The organism is Bacillus sp. AP50 (assembly GCF_040492675.1).
Taxonomy (GTDB): Bacteria; Bacillota; Bacilli; order Bacillales; family Bacillaceae_G; genus Bacillus_A; species Bacillus_A cereus.
Genome location: NZ_JBEUTW010000033.1, coordinates 1 through 4,170, shown reverse-complemented (window position 1 = coordinate 4,170; position 4,170 = coordinate 1). Strand labels below are relative to the sequence as shown.

Genomic DNA, 4,170 nt, shown 5'->3' with positions numbered 1-4,170 from the left:
CTATATGAATTATCCCCGTCTACTATATGTAAACATCCCTCCCCTTATTCCACTCTATTACTACGTTCTATATTTTTCTTATTAGCATGAGGTCTCTTACTATCATCTGTCTTACTACTTACTGACCTCTCTAAATCCCTCCGATAGAACCTTCCTAATTACCTACCCGATTCTCAATAGGCTAACGAGATTTATTCCCTTATACATACTAAAAAGCATTTCAAAAGCAGCTCAGCCACTTTTGAAATGCTTTCACTTTATTTTTTTCCGCCATCCTCAGTTACATACGCCCACTTAAAGCTATATTCTGGACTGATGTTATGTTTCACAATTCCTTTTACATTCGGTTTCATTACATACGATCTTCCTGTTTGATATAAAGGAACTAACCCTGCATCTTCTTCAAGGAATAATTTTTCAGCTTTCCCTAACGTTTCCCAGCGTTTTTTCGCATCACTCATTAATTCATTACCTGCTTTTCCTACCATTTCATCGTATTTTGGATTTGAATAACTCATTTGGTTGTACGGGCTCTTCGATTCAAACATATCAATAAATGTCATTGGATCCGCATAGTCTGGACTCCAACCTGCATAAGAAATTTCATAATCTTGCGCAGTTTCTAATTTTAATTTTTGTTTGAACGGCTGAATTTTCGTATTAATCGTTACACCTTTTAAATTTTTCTCAATTTGATCTTTTACATAGTCAGCAATCTTTTTCGCAGTTCCATCATCATAGCTTAGCAATTCAATTGTAACTTGATCTTTTCCAAGTTCTTTTTTCGCTTCTTCCCACGCTGCTGCTCCTTTTTTCGGATTATATTTCAGACCATTTTTAAATGTATCTTGATAATCTTTACCATCTGGCCCTGTCGCAAGTCCTTTTGGAACCAATTGATCTGTTGCTTTTGAACCATTATTTAAAATTACATTTGCCAATCCTTTTTTATCAACTGATAATGCAATTGCTTCACGAAGTTTTTTGCTCTTTAAAGGCGTATCTTGTCCGTTACGTTTTTGATTTAAACGTAAGAAGAATGTACTTGATTCCGCATACTCACCATATTCTTCTTTGTTCGATTTATATTTATCTACAAACTCTCCTGATAGTAATGTAAAATCAATTGATCCTGTATCATATAAGTTTACTTTCGTTGCAACCTCTTTTACTACACTATAGTTAATTTCTTCTAATTTCACAGTCTTTTTATCCCAGTACTTATCATTTTTCTTCAGCTGCCAACCTTGTTCATGTTTCCATGAAGACATAACGAATGGACCATTATACACAGTTGTATCTGCTTCTAAACCGTACTTATCACCTTTTTCTTTTACGAATTTTTCATTTAATGGATAGTATGATGGGAATGCTAATAAATTTAAGAAATACGGTACCGGTTTTTCTAATTCTACTTCTAGCGTGTAATCATCTACCGCCTTCGCCCCTAATTCAGTTACAGGTTTTTCTCCTTTATTAATTGCTTCTGCATTTTTAATATAGTAAGCAATAAATGCATATTCTGCCGCAGTATTCTTATCAAGTAAGCGCTTCCATGCAAAAACGAAATCTTTCGCTGTTACAGGATCACCATTTGACCATTTTGCATCTTTTCGCAGTTTAAACGTATACTTTTTACCATCTTCACTTTTCGTACTAGACTCTGCCGCAGCAGGAATTGGCTTATTATCTTTATCAAGGCGATATAGGCCTTCCATCGTGTTCCCTAAAATTTGCGAACCTAATGTATCAGTAGATTTAGAAGTATCCATCGTCGGAATTTCTTGGTTTTCCGTACGATTTAATACTTGTTTCGCTGCATATTTAATATCAGATTTTTTTTCTTCCCCACTATTTGATGTAGTAGTCGTTTTCTTTTCCCCACCTGACCCAGAACATGCTGTCAATGCAACACTCATCGCTAAAACTGGTACTACAACTGCCGTTAACTTTTTCATCTTTTTTCTCTTCATTTTTGTACCCTCCCTAATTATATGTACATTACCAACCCTTGAGAGACCCCTTACTAAAGATTATTTTTTCAAAAAATTACAACTAATGTTATTCTACTCTTTTTTTCGTATTTGTAAATAGTTTAATTTTAAATATTCTGATTTTTTTAATTTAGTAGGATTTATCCCCCATCTACTATATGTATATACTATACACCTTATTCGCCTCTATTTAACCACACTAAAAATTAGTATTTTAAGCTCACAAAAAAAGCATTTAAAAGTAGCTAAGCCACTTTTAAATGCTTTTTCAACTCTATTATTTTTCAGTTACATATGCCCACTTAAAGCTAAATTCTGGACTGATATTATGTTTTACTACACCTTTTACATTTGGTTGTAAAACATAAGAATCTCCACGTTGATATAAAGGTACAATCGCTACATCTTCTTCAAGTAATGTTTTTTCAGCTTTTCCTAACTCTTCCCAACGTTTCTTTGCATCGCTCATTAATTCCGTTCCAGCTTTTTTCACCATGCCGTCATATTTAGGATCAGAGAAGCTCATTTGGTTATGAGAATGTCCAGTCTCAAACATATCTAAGAACGTCATTGGATCTGCATAATCCGGATTCCATCCGCCATACGAAATATCATATTGTTGTTCAGTTTCTAATTTTAGTTTTTGCTTAAATGGCTGAAGTTTAATGTTAACTGTTACACCTTTTAAGTTCTTCTCAATTTGGTCCTTAATATATTCTCCAACTTTTTTCGCATTACCAGTATCATAGTTTAAGAATTCAATTGTAACTTGGTCTTTACCTAGCTCTTTTTTCGCTTCTTCCCAAGCTGCAGCAGCTTTTTTAGCATTTGGTTTTAAACCATTTTTAAACGTTTCTTGGAAGTCTTTACCGTCTGGTCCAGTTGCTAAACCTTTTGGTACTAAGAAGTCAGCTTCTTTTGATCCATCATTTAAAATTACGTTTGCTAAATTCTTTTTATCAACTGATAGTGCAATTGCTTCACGTAACTTTTTACTCTTTAATGGTGTATCTTGTCCATCACGTTTTTGGTTCATACGAATGAAATACGTACTCACTTGTGAATATGTTCCGAATTCATCTTTCTTATTTCTGTATTTATCTACGAACTCTCCAGTTAATAAAGCAAAGTCAACTTGACCGCTATCATATAAATTGATAAGAGTTGCTGGTTCTTTAACAACACTGAAGTTAACTTCTTCAAGTTTTACAGTCTTTTTATCCCAATATTGATCATTTTTCTTTAATTGCCATCCTTGTTCATGCTTCCAATCTTTAAGAACGAACGGTCCATTATAAACTGTTGTATCAGACTCTATACCGAACTTCTCGCCCTTTTCTTTAACGAACTTTTCGTTTAATGGATAATATGATGGGAATGCTACTAAGTTTAAGAAGTACGGTACTGCTTGCTCTAACTCAACTTCAAGCGTAAGATCATCTACTGCTTTTACTCCTAATTCAGTTACAGGTTTTTCTCCTTTATTTACTACTTCTGCATTTTTAATCGGGAATGCGATAAATGCATACTCAGCAGCTGTTTTTGGATCTAATAGACGTTGCCAAGCATATACGAAATCTTTCGCCGTTACTGGATCTCCATTTGACCATTTTGCATCTTTACGTAGTTTAAATGTATATTTTTTACCATCTTCACTTTTCGTGCTAGATTCTGCTGCAGCTGGAATAGGCTTATTATCTTTATCAAGACGATATAATCCTTCCATCGTATTCCCTAGCATTTGTGAAGATACTGTATCTGTTGATTTAGAAGAATCCATCGTTGGAATCTCTTGGTTTACTGTTCGATTCAACACTTGTTTTGCCGCTAATTTTCCCTCTGACTTGCTATCTCCACTTGAGTTTGTGCTTGTCTTTTTATCTCCGCCTGATGTAGAACATGCTGTTAGTGCCATGCTCATTGCTAAAACCGGTACTACAACTGCTGTTAGTTTTTTCATTTGTTTCTTTTTCATTTTGTACCCTCCCTAATTCTTAACGATAGCTATTAAAGAATTTTCTGATAATTCTGTTTTTCTCTATATATTTATCAGACGATTCTTACTAATTCTTATTCTACTAATTTTTTAATTTTTGTAAAGTATTATTATTGAAAATTTTTAAAAAATTATTTTTTTACAGTAATATTCATAAAAATTCCATATGTTGTTCAAACC

2 protein-coding genes are annotated in these 4,170 nt (G+C 33.6%); both read right to left on the bottom strand.

Annotation, left to right across the window (positions count from 1 at the left end; all coding sequences use genetic code 11):
* Positions 1 to 257 precede the first annotated feature (257 nt).
* Entirely contained in the window at positions 258 to 1,973 is a 1,716-nt protein-coding gene (locus tag ABWK52_RS04460) for a peptide ABC transporter substrate-binding protein (protein ID WP_000823472.1), read from the bottom strand.
* Positions 1,974 to 2,271: 298 nt separating this feature from the next.
* On the bottom strand, positions 2,272 to 3,969 hold the full coding sequence (locus tag ABWK52_RS04455; RefSeq protein ID WP_086391345.1) for a peptide ABC transporter substrate-binding protein: 1,698 nt from the start codon (positions 3,967 to 3,969) through the stop codon (positions 2,272 to 2,274).
* Positions 3,970 to 4,170: the final 201 nt, after the last annotated feature.

Coding starts and splice junctions, on each gene's coding strand:
- ABWK52_RS04455 (WP_086391345.1), bottom strand. CDS start 3,969: ATGAAAAAGAAACAAATGAAAAAACTAACAGCAGTTGTAGTACCGGTT.
- ABWK52_RS04460 (WP_000823472.1), bottom strand. CDS start 1,973: ATGAAGAGAAAAAAGATGAAAAAGTTAACGGCAGTTGTAGTACCAGTT.